This window comes from Streptomyces sp. NPDC006923, from assembly GCF_040635655.1.
Classification (GTDB): domain Bacteria; phylum Actinomycetota; class Actinomycetes; order Streptomycetales; family Streptomycetaceae; genus Streptomyces.
This window is the reverse complement of record NZ_JBEYIF010000005.1, coordinates 245,180-263,039: the sequence shown is the minus strand read 5'-3', so window position 1 is coordinate 263,039 and position 17,860 is coordinate 245,180. Positions and strand designations below refer to the sequence as shown.

General features: G+C 68.9%; 14 protein-coding genes and 2 tRNA genes. 3 read left to right on the top strand and 13 right to left on the bottom strand.

Annotation, left to right across the window (positions count from 1 at the left end; translation table 11 throughout):
* Positions 1-496 precede the first annotated feature (496 nt).
* Complete coding sequence (locus ABZ707_RS12280) at positions 497-1,180, top strand: DUF5324 family protein (protein WP_360171961.1); 684 nt, start codon at positions 497-499, stop codon at positions 1,178-1,180.
* A gap of 91 nt (positions 1,181-1,271) precedes the next feature.
* On the opposite strand, the gene ABZ707_RS12275 is transcribed toward ABZ707_RS12280, so the two are convergent.
* A complete protein-coding gene (locus ABZ707_RS12275) occupies positions 1,272-1,796 on the bottom strand; it encodes a DUF6344 domain-containing protein (protein WP_360171958.1) in 525 nt (174 codons plus the stop codon).
* 391 nt (positions 1,797-2,187) lie between these two features.
* A tRNA-Ala gene (locus ABZ707_RS12270) sits at positions 2,188-2,260 on the bottom strand.
* A gap of 188 nt (positions 2,261-2,448) precedes the next feature.
* Here ABZ707_RS12270 and ABZ707_RS12265 point away from each other — a divergent pair.
* Entirely contained in the window at positions 2,449-2,997 is a 549-nt protein-coding gene (locus ABZ707_RS12265; protein WP_360171955.1) for a DNA-binding protein, read from the top strand.
* 55 nt (positions 2,998-3,052) lie between these two features.
* The gene (locus tag ABZ707_RS12260) at positions 3,053-4,462 is read left to right on the top strand and encodes a protein kinase (protein WP_360171952.1); all 1,410 of its coding nucleotides are present in this window, start codon (positions 3,053-3,055) and stop codon (positions 4,460-4,462) included.
* Between the two features lie 16 nt (positions 4,463-4,478).
* Here the strand turns inward: ABZ707_RS12260 and ABZ707_RS12255 are convergent, their stop codons facing one another.
* From ABZ707_RS12255 to dnaN, 11 genes are all read right to left on the bottom strand, one after another.
* Positions 4,479-5,813, bottom strand: coding sequence for a hypothetical protein (locus ABZ707_RS12255; protein WP_360171949.1), 1,335 nt, complete (start codon positions 5,811-5,813; stop codon positions 4,479-4,481).
* 275 nt (positions 5,814-6,088) lie between these two features.
* Entirely contained in the window at positions 6,089-6,223 is a 135-nt protein-coding gene (locus ABZ707_RS12250) for a DLW-39 family protein (RefSeq protein ID WP_003958712.1), read from the bottom strand.
* A 275-nt stretch (positions 6,224-6,498) separates the two neighbouring features.
* Positions 6,499-7,266: a hypothetical protein gene (locus ABZ707_RS12245; RefSeq protein ID WP_360171946.1), complete on the bottom strand. Its 768-nt coding sequence runs from the start codon at positions 7,264-7,266 to the stop codon at positions 6,499-6,501.
* Positions 7,267-7,544: 278 nt separating this feature from the next.
* A tRNA-Ile gene (locus ABZ707_RS12240) sits at positions 7,545-7,618 on the bottom strand.
* 58 nt (positions 7,619-7,676) lie between these two features.
* Positions 7,677-8,294, bottom strand: a complete 618-nt coding sequence (locus tag ABZ707_RS12235; RefSeq protein WP_360171943.1) for a DUF3566 domain-containing protein — start codon at positions 8,292-8,294, stop codon at positions 7,677-7,679.
* Between the two features lie 87 nt (positions 8,295-8,381).
* Positions 8,382-11,027 carry a DNA gyrase subunit A gene (gyrA, locus tag ABZ707_RS12230; protein WP_319681707.1) on the bottom strand — a complete coding sequence of 882 codons (2,646 nt, stop codon included), beginning with the start codon at positions 11,025-11,027 and terminating at the stop codon, positions 8,382-8,384.
* Positions 11,028-11,078: 51 nt separating this feature from the next.
* Positions 11,079-13,157, bottom strand: a complete 2,079-nt coding sequence (gene gyrB / locus ABZ707_RS12225; protein ID WP_360171939.1) for a DNA topoisomerase (ATP-hydrolyzing) subunit B — start codon at positions 13,155-13,157, stop codon at positions 11,079-11,081.
* A gap of 480 nt (positions 13,158-13,637) precedes the next feature.
* Positions 13,638-14,192 (bottom strand): DciA family protein, encoded by a 555-nt coding sequence (locus tag ABZ707_RS12220; protein ID WP_360171936.1) that lies wholly within the window; start codon positions 14,190-14,192, stop codon positions 13,638-13,640.
* Complete coding sequence (recF, locus tag ABZ707_RS12215) at positions 14,189-15,367, bottom strand: DNA replication/repair protein RecF (RefSeq protein WP_360171933.1); 1,179 nt, start codon at positions 15,365-15,367, stop codon at positions 14,189-14,191. Before recF ends, ABZ707_RS12220 begins: the two co-directional genes overlap by 4 nt.
* Before the next feature lie 33 nt (positions 15,368-15,400).
* Positions 15,401-16,288 (bottom strand): phosphogluconate dehydrogenase (NAD(+)-dependent, decarboxylating), encoded by an 888-nt coding sequence (gene gnd / locus ABZ707_RS12210; RefSeq protein WP_360171930.1) that lies wholly within the window; start codon positions 16,286-16,288, stop codon positions 15,401-15,403.
* Between the two features lie 77 nt (positions 16,289-16,365).
* The gene (dnaN, locus tag ABZ707_RS12205) at positions 16,366-17,496 is read right to left on the bottom strand and encodes a DNA polymerase III subunit beta (RefSeq protein WP_319681712.1); all 1,131 of its coding nucleotides are present in this window, start codon (positions 17,494-17,496) and stop codon (positions 16,366-16,368) included.
* Positions 17,497-17,860 lie beyond the last annotated feature (364 nt).

The window sequence follows — 17,860 nt, the reverse complement described above, 5'->3', positions numbered from 1 at the left end:
AGGCACACTCGGCGCCCGACCCCTGCCCCGGAAAGGGCTTTGCGCCCGTCTTGGGGTGTTTTCCCCAGGGGCGTCTTCGGGGCCGGCGGGTGTTTTCGGGCCGGCTGAGGCAGGAATCACGAAAAGACCGTCCCCCGGGTCCGGGCAGAACGGTTGGACGGCGCGACCGCGCATAAAGGCGGCCCATGACGGACAGGCGCGGAGTACGGCCGGATCGCCCCCGGACCGGCGCGAGCCGGGACGAGGCGTGGCCCTGTCGTCCACGCATGACGGTATGACGGTTCGACTGTCTGACGGTTCGTTCGACTGTCTGACAGTTCGACTGCTTGACGGTTCGACTGCTTGACGGTTTCCGGGAGTGCGGTGCCCGGGAATCACCCGCGTCGCCTTCCATGACCCGGATGCCCGCACCGCATGCCGGGACCGATCCCGGCAGGCATGATTTCGGAATGGATGGACAGGCGAATTACGGAACGCCACCGAGGAGGATGATCCTGTGACCCGCATGGACAGCGTGCGCGCCGCTACCGGTTCGGCGAAGGAGAGCGTGCAGCACGCCGCGGTAGCGGTGGCCCCTTACGCCGGTACGGCCAAGGAGCATGCCGCTCTATATGCCAACGAGGCGCGCGTACGGCTCGCCCCGACCATGTCCAAAGCAGCCCAGCAGGCGCGAATCCAGTACAGCGCCCATGTGGCGCCCCATGTGCCCCCCAAGGTCGACGACGTGGCTCACCGCGCCCGTACGGCCGCCCGTCAGGCGGCGGAATTCACCGTGCCGCGGGTCGGTCATGTGGTGGCCACCGCGCAGCCGATGGCGGAGCAGGCGGCGGCACGGTCCGCGGCCGCCGTGGCCGCTCTGCGCGGACAGGTCACGGCCAAAGAGATCCAGAAGCTGGTGAGGAAGCACGAGCGGCGGGCCAGGGCAGGACGGCTGGCCAAGGGCCTGACGATCCTGGGCGCGCTGGCCGGCGGGGCCTTCGCCGCCTGGAAGTGGTGGGACAAGCAGGCCAATCCGGACTGGCTGGTGGAACCGCCCGCCGCTACCGAGCCCTCGGAGCGTGAACGGCTGTCGTCCGTCGACGGCAGCAGGGACGGGGTGGATCCGCTCGATCCGGAGGCGCCGGCCAAGGGCACCGGGACGGACACCGACGGTCCGGACCACCCGGGCGATCGTCCCTGATCAGACGCCGTGTGCCGGGCTCGTGCCAGAGGTCGGGGCGCGGGCGTGCCGGCTGTGGAGGGCGCCGGGAGGCCGCAGGATTCCCGGCGCCTCATGCCGCGGTGAGCGCCGTGCGTGCGGCGTAGCCCGTCCCGCGGCGCGCCGTGCCGGTCGCGTAGATGGTTCCGTGTGCCGTGCGGGCGGCGTAGGCGGCGGTCCTGCGTACCGCGTCGGCGGCGTAGGCGGTCCCGTGTGTCCTGCGGGCGTGCATCCCCGTACCGCTCTGTGTCACCGTGCCGCCGCGCACACTCGTGGCGCCGCGTGTACTGGTACCGCTCGGCATGCCCGCCGGCAGGAGGCGGGCCGATGGTGACGAGCCGTGCGCCTCGGCATGGATACGCTGTTTGATCGTCGGCGGCAGTGACCGCCCTCGTTGTGGTGCCCCGCCCCCCGTGGCCCGGTCGGTGGTCTTCTCGCTTCCCTCCGCCATGGCGGGCGCCGGTACCGGCTGCTCCGTCGGCTGCTGTACGGCGTTTCCCGCGGCCGCCGCCGGGGCGGTCAGCCCCAGGGAGGCGAGTACCGCGAAGAACGCGGTGATGAAGACGGTCCACATGTGCTTGACCTTGAAGGCAGCCATGACCCCTCGCTTTCGGGTTTGGGCGATCTATACCTTCCTTATGATGTGGACGCATCTTGAGAATCCACGGAGCGACGCCGCTCGTCCGCAGCTCTTCGGATGAACACCACTCGTACGGTCCAACCGGGCGCCGGCGGGACCCGCAGGGAACAGCGCCGGAGGCCTGCGGCGGACCGGTTCCGGCCCTCGCGGCGCCCCCGTTCCGTCAGGTACCGGCTTCCGTTCCGGGCGGTCCGGCCGACCGGGTGAGGGGAACGGATCGGCGCGGTGGCTCAGCGCGGCCGGTCCGCCCGCGCCCCCGGCGGTGCCAGGCCGCAGGAGCCCGGGCGGCCCGGAGGGCAAAAACCCTCCTGGCCCGCATATCCGGGGGGCCAGGAGGGTTTTCGAGGTGTGGAGCCTAGGGGAGTCGAACCCCTGACATCTGCCATGCAAAGACAGCGCTCTACCAACTGAGCTAAGGCCCCGCGAGTGGGTGGGCATGACCGAGCAGCCGAGAGCCGCCCCTCCATCACCGGGAACCAGCGTACCGGGTGTTTCCCCCTGGTCCCGCAAAAGGATTGGGACTCCCCGTGCGCGACCACGCTCCGTAAGATGCCCCACGAGGTTCGCAGCAGCGAAGCTGCCGCAATGGGGAAGCGATGGGGAGACGCGCATGGACGCCACACAGCAGGAATCGACTGCCAGAGCCAGAGAGCTCCAGCGAAGCTGGTACGGAGAGCCCCTCGGGGGGCTCTTCCGCCGTCTGATCGACGACCTCGGGCTGAACCAGGCCCGGCTCGCCGCGGTTCTCGGACTGTCCGCCCCGATGCTCTCCCAGCTGATGAGTGGTCAACGCGCGAAGATCGGCAATCCCGCGGTGGTCCAGCGGGTCCAGGCGCTGCAGGATCTGGCGGGCCAGGTCGCCGACGGCAGTGTCAGCGCCGGGGAGGCCACGGACCGGATGGAGGAGATCAAGAAGTCGCAGGGCGGCTCCGTCCTCACCGCGTCCAGCCAGACGACGAACAGCTCCGGTGCGCCGACCGTGCGCCGGGTCGTCCGCGAGATCCAGTCCCTCCTGCGGTCGGTCGCGGCGGCCGGCGACATCATCGATGCGGCGGACTCCCTCGCCCCGACCCAGCCCGAACTGGCAGAGTTTCTCCGGGTGTACGGCGCCGGGCGCACCGCGGAGGCGGTCGCCCACTACGAGGCGCACCAGAGCTAGGCCAGGGCCGGGGCGGCAGGCCGCCGGCGGGACAACGGGGAGCGGGCGCGGCGCAATGGGTGAGGTCTTCGCGGGGCGGTATGAGCTGATCGACCCGATCGGACGCGGTGGTGTCGGCGCCGTCTGGCGGGCCTGGGACCAACGCCGCCGGCGCTATGTGGCGGCGAAGGTCCTCCAGCAGAGCGACGCGCACACCCTGCTGCGGTTCGTCCGGGAGCAGGCGCTCAGGATCGACCACCCGCATGTCCTCGCCCCGGCCAGTTGGGCCGCGGACGACGACAAGGTGCTGTTCACCATGGATCTGGTGAGCGGCGGATCGCTCGCCCATGTCATCGGTGACTACGGCCCGCTGCCGCCACGCTTCGTGTGCACGCTGCTCGACCAGCTCCTGTCCGGTCTCGCCGCGGTGCACGCGGAAGGTGTCGTGCACCGCGACATCAAACCCGCCAACATCCTGATGGAGGCCACCGGCACGGCGCGGCCGCATCTGCGGCTGTCCGACTTCGGCATCTCCATGCGCAAGGGCGAGCCGCGCCTGACCGAGACCAACTATGTCGTCGGAACGCCCGGTTACTTCGCTCCCGAGCAGATGATGGGCGCGGAACCCGACTTCCCGGCCGATCTCTTCGCGGTCGGACTTGTCGCGCTGTACCTGCTGCAAGGTCAGAAGCCGGACTCCCAGGCCCTGGTCGAGCACTTCGTCGCCCACGGTACCCCCGGGGCGCCTCAGGGCATCCCCGAGCCGCTGTGGCAAGTCCTGGCGGGCCTCCTCCAGCCCGACCCGAACGCCCGGTTCCGTACGGCCACCGGCGCGCGCAAGGCGCTGACCACGGCTGTGGAACTGCTGCCCGAGCCCGGCGCCGACGACGAGCCGGTCGAGATCTTCGACCAGATCGGTCCGCTGCCCGCCGCGTTCGGCCCCGCCGGTCCCGTCCCGGACCCGCAGCCCTCGGATCCCGGCACCGACCCGCGGGCGGACGGCCGGGGCGAAGGCCCGGTGCCCGTACCGCGGCCGGCCTCCCCCCAGGCAGCCCCCATGCCGCCGCCCGCGCCCTCGTCCATGTCGGAGACCGGCAGCTTCCATCTCCCTCCGCCGCCCGACCGGCAGCCGCCCCCGCGGCCACCTCAGCAGAGTCAGCAGCAGGACTTCGCCCTGCCGCCGCCCGCCCGGCAGCACACCCCGCCCACCCCCCTGCCGGCGCATCAGCTCGCCCCTTTTCCTGCCACCCCGCAGGACCTGTCCCAGGCACCGACGGCGGCGGCCCACCCCGTGGAAGCCCTCACCGGTCCCTACACCGCTCAGGACCCGCAGGTTCCCGCCCAGCCACCGGGCCGGCGCCCGGGGACACCCGCCCGCCACTCCTCCGCGAAACGCCCGGGACCGCCCCCGAAGGTGGCGGTCCCGGTCCTGCTGCTGGCACTGGCCTGTTTCGCGGTGGGCATCTGGGCGCTGACCCAGATCTGAGCCCCGCGTCTCCCCACTACCGCGCGGGCGGCCCGTACTCCCGCGTCCGGGCCTCTTCCGCGCCCCGCCCCGGACCCCGGCCGCCGCGCCGCCGAGCGAGCAGCGTCCAGGCACCGAGCCCGAGCAGCAGCGCGGAGCCCGCGCCGATCCCGGACGCCGCGACCAGCACCATCCGGTCGCTCCTCGCGGCGTCCTCGCTGCTCTGCCCGTTCGAGGCGTCGTCCAGCTTCTCCGGCGTCACCGTGAAGTCCCCGGCGGGCCCCGCGTACCCCGGCCCGCTCTCCGCCCGGCCCCTGACGTTCACCCGCAGCGTCAGCCCGTACGGCCTCTTCCCGAACACCTCCCCGACCTGCGGATTGAGGCTGACTCGCAGGTAGTACCAGCCCGCGAACCGCATGTCGGTGTCACCGCTGCCGGACCCGAAGCGGTTCTCGTACGCCACCGGCGGCAGCGGCTCCAGGGACGTCGTCTTCTGCTTGCCGTCGTACGACATCGAGTCCCTGCTGTCGACCAGGCCCCGCGCCGGGTTGTACAGGGACACGGACACCGCGCCGCTCACAAACCCCGTCCCGCCGGAACTGCCCAGGTCCGCGCTGACGAAAAGCTGCTGCCCCCAGTCCACCGGCACCCGGTAGAAGAGCGAAGCGCCCGGCTCGATCCTGGCCCTCCACTCGCCCTGTGTCAGCCCGGTGGCGTCGTAGAAGCTCGTGCCGCCCTCGCGCACCCTCGGCCCGTCGCCGACCGGCTCGGGAGAGGCACTGGGCCACACCGACGGCGCCTCGGACGGGCCCGCCTCCCGGAGCCCGGGCTCGGACACATGCCGGATCTCCAGGTCCCACGCCTCGGGCGTGGACGCGTCTTTGCCGGTCCGCTCGACGACGACAAAGTACGGGCCCGCCTCCTGGCAGGAAGAGGCGTTCTCGTCGATCAGCCGGTAGGCATAGGCGGCGAGCGGCCGGGGGAACTCCCCGGAGCCGAACCCCGCGTCGTTGGAGCCGCAGTCGTTGCCCTCCCGGTTCTGCACGGAGACCTTGATCTTGTCCCCGTACGCCACCCTGGTGTTCAGCTTCGGCACGGCCACGACGGAGACATAGGCGTTCGTCTTCGCGTCCAGGTCCAGCCGGTAGATCAGCGTGCCGTCCGGGCCGATCGAGTCGCGGTAGGTGGACCCGGCGTCGAGCCGCTCCGCGTCACTCGTGGTCGCCGCTCCGGTGATCCGCACCGCTCCGGGCTGAAAGACATACGGGCTCGGCTCACCGGCCGCCCCCGCCGGCCCCGGCAGCGCCGCCACCGCACATATCGCCACCGCCCCCGCCAGCGCCACCCGGCCCCTGCTGCGCTGCCTCTTCACGCGCTTCCCCTCGGTCGTCCCGGCCGCCCCGCGCCGCCCCGGTCGCGGCGGCCGGTCCATCCTGCCCCGGCCTTCCCGCCGCTGTCTCGCGCCCGCCGAATCAACCCTCCGGGGCGTATCCGCCGGGCCCACCCCGGCCCACCACGGCACCGTTCGCCTCCGCAAGCAAACGCTTCACGCAAGCGAACAGAAACCGCCCCCGCGCGGCCGGCCCCGGACAGCACGAAGCCCCGGCCGCTCGGCGACCGGGGCTCGCAATCGGACTCTGCTGCGTCTCACACACCCGAACCTGCGGGCACGGAGTCGGTCGCCTCCGTCCACAGATCCTGCTCGGCGCGATCCGCCTGGATCTGGCGGTACACGAGGAGCCCGCCGATGGCGGCCAGTGCGACCAAGAGAAGCTTCTTCACCGCGCGACCTCGTCTTTCCTTGGCGTAAGGGACTTCTGGCGCCCGACTATACACACCGACCGATACCGATCGGTGACCTGCCCGCGCCCCGTCCTCCGCCTTCACCAGGGAGAAAGCCCGGCCCGCGCACAGCGGCCCCGGGGCGCCGCCGGACCGTACGGACCGGCTCCGTACCCACACGTTCCGTGAGGGCCGCCCGCCCCCGCGGCGCGCCAGTCCCGATGCCGCGCCGCCCTCCCGGGCCGGGCGCCGCCCCATCGCACCGGACCGCTCCCTCACCCCCGCGGCGGCCTCACGTCGGCGTCGCGGTCAAAGGCCGCCCGGAATTGCGGGAACCGCTCGGACCTCGGATCCAGCAGATCCACCAGAGCGACCAATTGCCGCTGCATTCCCCCGATCCGGGAGACCGCCGGCCCGGCGTCCCGGGCCAGCCGGTCGATGTCCGCCAGCGGCTGCCGGAACCACCGGCCGAAACCCTCGTCCGTGTCGAGCCTCACACAGAACTCCACAAAGCCGAGACACCGCCGCCTGCCCGGCTCACCCTCCGGATGGACCATCAGCTCACCGATCGCCCGCTGATGCGTACGGAAGAGACGCAGTTCGTTGCTCTCCGCGGATATACGGCTCAGCGAAGAACCGATCTCGGAGATTTTGACCATGACATCCCGGTTGATCCGGGAGCGGCCCAGATCGAGGAACTGAATGTCCCGCCGCAGGATCTCCACCCAGCCGAGATACTCGGCGAGGACGAAGACCGTGGAGCGCCGCACATACTCGGCCTCCTCCTCGCTGCCCAGCGTGAGAAACGACGTCAGGAATCCACTCTGCGGCCCCGGCCGCCGGTCGACGACATGACCGCGCAGGATGTTGAACAGCCTGCTCTGCAGATCGAAGGCCGCCCAGGCCAGCGAGGCCCCGTAAGCCTCCATCAGGTTGCGCTGCTCCATGGCCCGCAGGCGCCGCTGCTGCCAGTAACCCAGCAGGGCCGCCACGGACGCGCTGACCACGGCGACCGTCGCGGACACCAGCGTCAGGACATCCATTGACGCGTTCTCCCCCCGGAGGACGGCTCTGCGGCCGCGCCGTACGAACCCGCCGCATCCTAGGCCCTGGGCCCCGTCCGGGCACCGGCGCCGCCCACCGGTGGTGCCGCGCGCACAGCCCGAAAGCGCCTGTCCACAAGGCAGTTGGACCACGGCCGAGAACACCGGAACGGGAAGAGCATCGGATTATCTCCGCACCACCAAGGACCGACGACGGCAGTTGTCCGGCACACACGCCAAAGGCCCCCAGCCATTGACGGCTGAGGGCCTTTACGCGGTGGGGCTAACAGGATTTGAACCTGTGGCCTCATCCTTATCAGGGATGCGCTCTAACCAACTGAGCTATAGCCCCGCGCTGCCCCTGAAGATTAGCGCACTTCAGGGCCAGCCCCAAAATCGATACCCGGCCCTCACTCGTCCTCGGCGAGCGTGAGCTCAACACCGCCCACGAAGCCCGCCGACAGGTTGTAGATGAAGGCTCCGAGCGTCGCCAGCGCCGTGGCCAGCACCACATCGATCACCGCGATGACCGAGGTGAAGATGAGCACCCTCGGCAGCGACAGGAACGACTGCAGATCGAACCCGTTGCCCTCGTTCGAGCCCGTGGCCTCACTGATCGTCCCGCCCACCGTCGAGAACACGCCCATCGCGTCCATGACCATCCACAGCACCGCTGCCGCGACGATCGTGCACACGCCCAGCGCGATGGACAGCAGGAAGCTGACCTTCATCACCGACCACGGATCGGCCTTCGCCACCCGCAGCCGCGCCTTGCGCGTACGGGGTGTCGTCCGCGCACCCGTCCTCGGCTTGCGCACCGCCGAGGCCGACTGCTGCTGACCGCCGGCACCCCGCTGCTGAGCCGCCGGCTGAGCCGGCTGGCCCTGCAGATTCTGCTGTCCGCCATGAGTTCCCCCGCCCTGCGGCGAGGGATACGCCTGCGGCGGGTGGTACGGCTGCGCAGCCTGCTGCGACTGCCCAGATCCATACGTCTCGTACGGAGGCTCTTGCCCCCGGGTATCGGTCACCGTAACCCCCTGGGAGTCCGTGGCAGGGCCACGAGCACCGTTCCCTCCGGAAGCGGCCGATCCGGCGCCCGTGGCTCCACTCACGCTTTACTCCTCGTGCTCCCCGGCCGAAGGCTTGCTGCCCCCGGCGACCTCGGCCGTACCCGCCGATTCGGTCCCCGGGTCATCGCTCCCGTCGACCTCTTCCGCCTCGCGGCCAGCCTCGGCATTACGAGCGATACCGACGACGGCGTCGCGCTTGCCAAGGTTGATCAGTTGGACGCCCATGGTGTCACGGCCCGTCTCCCTGACTTCGTTGACTCGCGTGCGAATCACACCGCCGCCGAGGGTGATGGCCAGGATTTCATCCGTCTCCTCGACCACCAGCGCGCCGACGAGGGAACCACGGTCCTCCACAATCTTGGCAGCCTTGATACCGAGGCCACCACGACCTTGGACGCGATATTCGTCGACAGCGGTTCGCTTCGCGTACCCACCATCTGTAGCAGTGAACACGAACGTACCGGGCCTGACGACATTCATCGAGAGCAGTTCGTCCCCTTCGCGGAAACTCATCCCCTTGACACCCGATGTGGCGCGCCCCATCGGACGCAGCGCGTCGTCCGTCGCGGTGAACCGGATCGACTGGGCCTTCCTGCTGATGAGCAGCAGATCGTCCTCCGCCGACACCAGCTCCGCGCCGATCAGCTCGTCGTCGCCGCCCGCCTCCGTCTCCCGGAGATTGATCGCGATGACACCACCCGCCCGAGGCGAGTCGTAGTCCTTCAGCGGAGTCTTCTTCACCAGACCGGCCTTGGTGGCCAGGACCAGATACGGCACGGCCTCGTAATCACGGATCGCCAGGATCTCCGCGATCCGCTCGTCCGGCTGGAAGGCGAGCAGATTGGCCACATGCTGGCCCCGCGCGTCACGGCCGGCGTCCGGCAGCTCGTACGCCTTCGCCCGGTACACCCGGCCCTTGTTCGTGAAGAACAGCAGCCAGTGGTGCGTCGTCGAGACGAAGAAGTGGTCGACGATGTCGTCTTCCTTGAGCTTCGTACCGCGCACGCCCTTGCCGCCACGCTTCTGCGACCGGTAATCGTCCGTCTTCGTACGCTTCACATAGCCGCCACGCGTGATCGTGACGACGATGTCCTCCTCGGCGATCAAGTCCTCCATGGACATGTCGCCGTCGAAGGGCACCAGCTTCGAACGCCGGTCGTCACCGAACTTCTCGACGATGACGGCCAGTTCCTCGCTGACGATCTGACGCTGCTTCTCCGGCGACGCCAGGATCGCGTTGTACTCATTGATCTTCTGCTGCAGCTCGTCGTGCTCCGCGACGATCTTCTGCCGCTCCAGAGCCGCCAGCCGGCGAAGCTGCATCTCCAGGATCGCGTTCGCCTGGATCTCGTCGATCGTGAGCAGCCCCATCAGGCCCTCACGCGCGATCTCCACCGTGTCACTGCGCCGGATCAGCGCGATGACCTCGTCGATCGCGTCCAGCGCCTTGAGCAGACCCCGCAGGATGTGCGCCCGCTCCTCGGCCTTGCGCAGCCGGAACCGGGTACGCCGGACGATGACCTCGATCTGGTGCGTCACCCAGTGCCGGATGAACGCGTCCAGCGACAGGGTGCGCGGCACACCGTCGACCAGCGCCAGCATGTTCGCACCGAAATTGGTCTGCAGCTCGGTGTGCTTGTACAGGTTGTTCAGGACGACCTTCGCGACCGCGTCCCGCTTCAGGACGACGACCAGCCGCTGTCCCGTACGCGAAGACGTCTCGTCACGGACGTCCGCGATGCCGCCGATCTTCCCGTCCTTGACCAGGTCGGCAATCTTCTGCGCGAGATTGTCCGGGTTGGTCTGGTACGGAAGCTCCGTGACCACCAGGCACTGACGGTTCTGGATCTCCTCGACCTCGACCACCGCGCGCATCGTGATCGAACCGCGGCCCGTACGGTACGCGTCCTCGATGCCCTTGCGGCCCACCACCAGCGCGCCGGACGGGAAGTCCGGACCCTTGATCCGCTCGATCAGCGCGTCGAGGAGCTCCTCATGACTGGCGTCCGGGTGCTCCAGCGCCCACTGCGCACCCGCCGCGACCTCACGGAGATTGTGCGGCGGAATGTTCGTCGCCATACCGACGGCGATCCCGGCCGAACCATTGATCAGCAGATTCGGGAACCGCGCCGGCAGAACCGTCGGCTCCTGATTACGGCCGTCGTAGTTGTCCGTGAAATCGACGGTCTCCTCGTCGATGTCCCGGAGCATCTCCATCGACAGCGGCATCAGCTTGCACTCGGTGTACCGCATGGCGGCGGCCGGGTCATTGCCCGGAGAACCGAAGTTGCCGTTGGAGTCCACCAGCGGCATCCGCATCGACCACGGCTGCGCCAGCCGGACCAGCGCGTCATAGATCGAGGAGTCACCGTGCGGGTGGTACGTACCCATGACGTCACCGACGACACGGGCGCACTTGTAGAAGCCCTTCTCGGGCCGGTACCCACCGTCGTACATCGCGTACAGCACACGCCGGTGGACGGGCTTGAGACCGTCCCGCACGTCCGGCAGCGCACGCGACACGATGACGGACATCGCGTAGTCGAGATACGAGCGCTGCATCTCCGTTTCGAGCCCGACCGGCTCGACCCGCAGCGCCAGGCCCTCCACCGCCACAGCGGCCTCCGGGACCACCGGCGTGTCCGGGCTTTCGGGGGTGTCAGGAGTGTCAGGGGTGTTCTCGTCGGCCATTGCTGGTCAGTATTCCTTTCGGCCTTTTCGAATCCGTCAGCAGAGACCGACTCAGATGTCGAGGAAGCGGACGTCCTTGGCGTTGCGCTGGATGAAGGAACGCCGCGCCTCGACGTCCTCGCCCATCAGCACCGAGAACAGATCGTCGGCCTGAGCCGCGTCGTCCAGGGTGACCTGGCCGAGCACACGGTGATCGATGTCCATCGTGGTGATCCGCAGCTCCTCGGCGTTCATCTCGCCCAGACCCTTGAAGCGCTGGATCGAGTCCTCGCGGATCCGCTTGCCGTTCTGCTTGCCCAGCTCCACCAGGGCGTCGCGCTCCCGGTCGGAGTACGCGTACTCGAAGTCGTCCCGGCCCCACTTGATCTTGTAGAGCGGCGGACGCGACAGATACACGTGCCCCGCCTCGACCAGCGGCCGCATGAAGCGGAACAGGAACGTCAGCAGCAGCGTATTGATGTGCTGCCCGTCGACATCGGCGTCCGCCATCAGGATGATCTTGTGATAGCGGAGCTTCTCGATGTCGAAGTCCTCGTGCACGCCGGTGCCGAACGCCGAGATCAGCGCCTGTACCTCGGTGTTCTGGAGGATCTTGTCGATCCGGGCCTTCTCGACGTTCAGGATCTTGCCGCGGATCGGCAGGATCGCCTGATACATCGGGTTACGGCCCGACTTCGCCGAACCACCGGCGGAGTCGCCCTCCACGATGAAGATCTCGCACTTCGACGGATCGTTCGACTGGCAGTCGCTCAGCTTGCCCGGCAGCGACGCGCTCTCCAGCAGGCCCTTGCGCCGGGTCAGATCACGCGCCTTACGAGCCGCGACCCGGGCCGTGGCGGCCTGGATCGACTTGCGGATGATGTCCGCGGCCTCGTTCGGATTGCGGTCGAACCAGTCCGTCAGATGCTCGTGCACGATCTTCTGCACAAACGTCTTCGCCTCGGTGTTACCGAGCTTGGTCTTCGTCTGCCCCTCGAACTGCGGCTCGCCCAGCTTCACCGAGATGATCGCCGTCAGACCCTCGCGGATGTCCTCACCGGCGAGGTTGTCGTCCTTCTCCCGCAGAAACTTCTTCTCCCGCGCGTAACGGTTGACCAGACCCGTCATCGCCGCACGGAAGCCCTCCTCGTGCGTACCGCCCTCATGCGTGTGGATCGTGTTCGCGAACGAGTACACACCCTCGCTGTACTGCGCGTTCCACTGCATCGCGATCTCCACCGAGAGCAGCCGCTCCCGGTCCTCGGCCTCGATGTCGATGACCGTCGGATGGATCAGCTCACCCTTACGGGAGTTGAGGTACTTCACAAAGTCGACAATGCCGCCCTCATAGAAGTACTTCACCGTGCGGACCCGCTCCTCGTCCGCCTCCTCGACCGTGTCCCCGCCCGCGACCTCGGCACCGGCGACGGCCTTCGCCGACTCCCGCTCGTCCGTCAGCGTCAGGGTCAGCCCCTTGTTGAGGAAGGCCATCTCCTGAAAACGCCGGGACAGCGTCTCGAACGAATACTCCGTCGTCTCGAAGATGTCCGGATCGGCCCAGAACGTCACCGCCGTACCGGACTCGGCCGTCTCCTCGTTCCGCACCAGCGGCGCGGTCGGCACACCGAGCTTGTAGTCCTGCGTCCAGCGGTAGCCGTCACGCTTGACCTCCACCGCCACCTTCGACGACAGGGCGTTGACCACCGAGACACCGACGCCGTGCAGACCACCGGAGACGGCGTAACCACCGCCGCCGAACTTGCCGCCCGCGTGCAGCACGGTCAGCACGACCTCGATGGCCGGCTTGTTCTCCGACGGCACGATGTCCACCGGGATACCGCGGCCGTTGTCGATCACACGCACCCCGCCGTCGGCGAGGATCGTGACGTCAATGGTGTCCGCGTGCCCCGCCAGGGCCTCGTCGACAGAGTTGTCGACGACCTCGTACACCAAGTGATGCAGGCCACGCTCACCGGTCGAACCGATGTACATGCCAGGCCGCTTACGGACCGCGTCCAGGCCCTCCAGCACGGTGATGGCACTGGCGTCGTACGAGGCGGTCACCTCACCGTGCTGACCAGTCGTGGGGGACGGAGTCTTCTCATTGGGGTTGCCGGAATCGGCCACGAAGCGCCCTTTCTGGCACAGCACAGGCCGTTCTCCGAGCAAGCGGGACCGGCTGCGTCGTTCGGCTTGTGTCGACGTGTCCCGCAAGCACAGCGGGATTTCCCGTCAGTCTACCGGTAGCGCCGACCCGAATGAGGGTTTGCCGGTACCTGAGTCCGCATGTGCCGCCCTGGACCAGCGCCTACCGACTCCCCATATTCGGGAAGGGGCTCCAGGAGGCTCACACGGGCATTGAGCGCTTCGGCCTGTCAACCTCCCGCTACGGTGAGGGACGCCTCATCCTCCCCAGGCGAAACCCCAGGTCACCGCGGTACACGAAAGACACAGAAACAACGCCTCAGCCCGGACCGCGACCGACGCCCCCGGACAGCGACGGACCGGCGCGACAACGGGAAACAGGCGCACACGGCGCTCCCGGGAAGCAGCGACACCCCGCCCACGCCCCGACGGACCACCGGGCCGCGACCACCCGGGCCGCACACCGTCAAGACCGCCCCGGCCCCATCAGCCGTACGTGTCCCCAGGACCCTTGCTCCCCGGCGCCCGCAGACGACCGAACCGCTGCGGCGGCCCACCGGGCCCCAACACTTTGATCACCCGCACGGTGCCATGCCCCAGATCCTCATTCAGCCGCGCCACCAGCCGAGGCGCCAGCAACCGCAACTGCGTCGCCCACGCCGTCGAATCGCACTGCACCGTCAGCGCCCGCTCGTCCTCACCCTCGTCATACCGCTGCGGCACACAGTGCTTCGCCACGTCCTCACCGACGATCTGCGACCACCGCCCCATCACCCCACCCACCGCGGCCGGCGCCTCCCAGCCACGCTCCGTGATCAACCGATTGATCGCCGCACCCAACGGCAGCGGATCACGACCATCCGCCCGCGCCCCCGACCGCAGCCCACCGCCCCGCCTGGCCTGCTTCTTCTGCTGCGCGGCAGCACCCCGCGCACGCGCCTGCTCCTTCGCCGCACGCAACGCCACCCGCGCGAGATCCACACCAGACGACTCCACAGGCTCCGGCACCTCGGGCCCCCCAGCCCGCCCCGCGCCGCTCACACCCGCTCCACAGCGCCGTCGGCCACCACAAAACGCGCCCCCGCCAGCACACCCGGCACATCGTCATCCACCGCGGCGGTCACCAGCACCTGCTCACCCGGCGCCACCAGCTCCGCGAGCCGCTCCCGCCGCCGCGCGTCAAGCTCAGCGAACACATCGTCCAGCACCAGCACCGGCTCATTACCCTCAGCACGCAACAAGTCATACGAAGCCAGGCGCAGCGCCAGCGCGAACGACCAGCACTCACCATGACTGGCATATCCCTTCGCGGGAAGCTGCCCCAGCTTCAGCACCAGATCGTCGCGGTGCGGACCGGCCAACGTCACACCCCGCTCGATCTCCTGCTTGCGCACCCCGGCCAGCGCGGCCAGCAGCCGCTCGTACAGCTCCTCGCGCATATCCCCGCCCCCGGCCGAAGAGGCCCCGGCAGCCGCAGAAGCCCCGACAGTCCCGACAGCCGCAGAAGCCTCAGAGGAAGACCGGTACTCCAGCGACACCGGACCACCACCGGGAGCCAACTGCTCATACGCCTTGTCCGCCAGCGGCTGCAGCACCGCGATCAGATCCACCCGCTGCGCCAGCAACTCCGCCCCCACCCGTGCGAGATGCTGATCCCACACGTCCAGCGTCGACAGATCCATCCCGCGCCCGCCGTGCCGCCGCGCCATCGCCGCCGACTTCAACAGGGTGTTGCGCTGCCTGAGGACCCGGTCGTAGTCAGACCGCACCCCCGCCATCCGGGGCGACCGCGCCGTGACCAGCTCGTCCAGAAACCTGCGACGCTCGCCCGGATCACCCTTCACCAGCGACAGATCCTCCGGCGCGAACAGCACCGTCCGTATGATCCCCACCACATCACGGGGCCTGACCTGCGACGAACGATTGATCCGCGCCCGGTTCGCCCGCCCGGGATTCAACTCGAGCTCAACGAGCTGCGAACGCTCGCCCTGGGTCACCGCGGCCCGGATCACCGCCCGGTCCGCCCCCATCCGCACCAGCGGCGCGTCCGAGGACACCCGGTGACTGCCGAGCGTCGCCAGATAGCCGATCGCCTCGACAAGATTCGTCTTCCCCTGCCCGTTCGCCCCCACGAACGCGGTGACGCCCGGGGCAAGTGGAACCTCGACCCGGGCGTACGACCGGAAGTCGGCCAGCGACAAATGCGTGACGTGCATGGATGAACGCAGGCCTCCCTCGGTGTCAGGGCTCTACTTCTTCGACCCGTTCGACTCGACCGCATGGCCGCCGAACTGGTTGCGCAGTGCCGCGACCATCTTCATCTGCGGCGAGTCGTCCTGCCGGGACGAGAACCGCGCGAACAGCGACGCCGTGATCGCGGGCAGCGGCACCGAATGGTCGATGGCCGCCTCGACCGTCCAGCGGCCCTCGCCGGAGTCCTGGGCGAAGCCCCGCAGCTGCTCCAGGTGCTCGTCCTGGTCCAGGGCGTTGACCGCCAGGTCCAGCAGCCAGGACCGGATGACCGTGCCCTCCTGCCAGGACCGGAACACCTCACGGACATCGGTCACCGAGTGGACCTTCTCCAGCAGCTCCCAGCCCTCGGCATAGGCCTGCATCATGGCGTACTCGATGCCGTTGTGAACCATCTTGGCGAAGTGGCCCGCACCGACCTTGCCGGCGTGCACAGAACCGAAGTCACCCTCCGGCTTGAGCGCGTCGAAGACCGGCTGCACCTTCTCCACATGCTCGCTCGCGCCGCCGTACATCAGCGCGTAGCCGTTCTCCAGGCCCCAGACGCCGCCCGAAACACCGCAGTCGACAAAGCCGATGCCCTTGATGCCCAGCTCCACGGCGTGCTTCTCGTCGTCCGTCCAGCGGGAGTTCCCACCGTCCACCACGACATCGCCTGCGGACAGCAGCGCCGCCAGCTCGTCGATCGTGGACTGGGTCGCGGCACCCGCCGGGACCATCACCCACACAACCCGCGGACCCTTGAGCTTGCTCACCAGCTCCTGGAGGCTGTGAACATCGGCGATGTCCGGATTGCGGTCGTATCCGATGACGGTGTGGCCTGCGCGGCGGATGCGCTCGCGCATATTGCCGCCCATCTTGCCGAGACCGATGAGACCGAGCTCCATCAGGCGTTCCTTAAGCGTTGAGGCGATTCGTACCCGGGCCCGAGCCTACGCCGGGGCCCGGCTACTCACCTGTGGGGTCAGCCGCTCAGCCGCACCGGCATGATCAGGTACTTGTACGCCTCGTCCGCCTCGGCGTCGACGGCCGGCCGGCCACTGAGCAGCGCCGGCTTCGTGGACGTCGTGAAGGAGAGCTGAGCGACCGGGGAGTCGATCGCGCTCAGGCCGTCCAGCAGGAAGGTCGGGTTGAAGGCGATCGAGATGTCGTCGCCCTCGAGCCGGGCGTCGACCCTCTCCACAGCCTGTGCGTCGTCGCTGGAGCCCGCCTCCAGGATCAGCACCCCCTGCTCGAAGCTGAGCCGCACCGGGGTGTTCCGCTCGGCGACCAGGGCCACACGCTTGACGGCCTCGACGAACGGAGCGGTCTCGATCACCGCGACCGAGTTGAACTCGGTGGGGAAGAGCGTGCGGTACTTCGGCAGATCGCCTTCGAGCAGCCGGGTGGTCGTACGGCGTCCCGCGCCCTCGAACCCGATGAGTCCCTCACCGGCGCCCGACCCGGAGAGCGCCAGAGTCACCGTGTCACCGCTGGTCAGCGCCTTGGCGGTGTCCAGCAGCGTCTTGGCGGGCACCAGGGCGACGGCGGAGATGTCCGCCGCTTCCGGCTTCCACAGGAACTCGCGCACCGCGAAGCGGTAGCGGTCCGTCGAGGCCAGGGTGACCGTGTCGCCCTCGATCTCGATCCGTACGCCGGTCAGCACCGGCAGCGTGTCGTCGCGGCCCGCGGCGATGGCGACCTGGGAGGCGGCAGAGGCGAAGACCTCACCGGGGACCGTGCCGGTCGCCGTCGGCATCTGCGGCAGCGCCGGGTACTCGTCCACAGGCAGGGTGTGGAGCGTGAACCGCGAGGAGCCGCAGGCCACCACCGCGCGTACACCGTCTGTGGAAATCTCGACCGGGCGGTTGGGCAGGGCGCGGCAGATGTCCGCCAGCAGCCGGCCGGAGACGAGGACGGTGCCGTCCTCCTCGATCTCGGCGTCCACCGAGACCCGCGCCGAGACCTCGTAGTCGAAGCTGGAGAAGCTGAGAGCGCCGTCCTCGGCCTTCAGCAGAAGGCCCGCGAGGACGGGCGCCGGCGGACGGGCCGGAAGGCTACGGGCCACCCAGGCCACCGCCTCCGCGAGTACATCGCGCTCCACCCGGATCTTCACCGGAACCGCCTCCTGCTGTTGCTGGCTCGCCCTGCTGGCCTTCGTCGTCGGCTGTGATGCCGGGGACCAGTCTGACGTACGGCGCCGACAGTCGCTGCGGCTGCGGGTCAAGTCGGTGCGACGAGCCGGGGAGGCCGCCCGCCCAAGTTGTGCACAGGCCCCGCTTCGAAGCGGATTCCTCGTTAACTCTGAGTGGCAGTAGTAGTAGGGCCTGTGGAAACCGTGGATAACGTCATCTGCCCAGGTCAGACCCGATTTTTTGTCCACCGCCCCTGTGGGCGCCGCCCGTGGACAACTCTGCCGATCTGTGGACAGGCGAAAGTTCTGCACACCCGATGCACAGGAGACATGGACTTCTCCCCAG

Coding starts and splice junctions, on each gene's coding strand:
- gyrA (WP_319681707.1), bottom strand. CDS start 11,027: ATGGCCGACGAGAACACCCCTGACACTCCTGACACCCCCGAAAGCCCG.
- ABZ707_RS12275 (WP_360171958.1), bottom strand. CDS start 1,796: ATGGCTGCCTTCAAGGTCAAGCACATGTGGACCGTCTTCATCACCGCG.
- ABZ707_RS12265 (WP_360171955.1), top strand. CDS start 2,449: ATGGACGCCACACAGCAGGAATCGACTGCCAGAGCCAGAGAGCTCCAG.
- ABZ707_RS12260 (WP_360171952.1), top strand. CDS start 3,053: ATGGGTGAGGTCTTCGCGGGGCGGTATGAGCTGATCGACCCGATCGGA.
- ABZ707_RS12245 (WP_360171946.1), bottom strand. CDS start 7,266: ATGGATGTCCTGACGCTGGTGTCCGCGACGGTCGCCGTGGTCAGCGCG.
- recF (WP_360171933.1), bottom strand. CDS start 15,367: ATGCACGTCACGCATTTGTCGCTGGCCGACTTCCGGTCGTACGCCCGG.
- gnd (WP_360171930.1), bottom strand. CDS start 16,288: ATGGAGCTCGGTCTCATCGGTCTCGGCAAGATGGGCGGCAATATGCGC.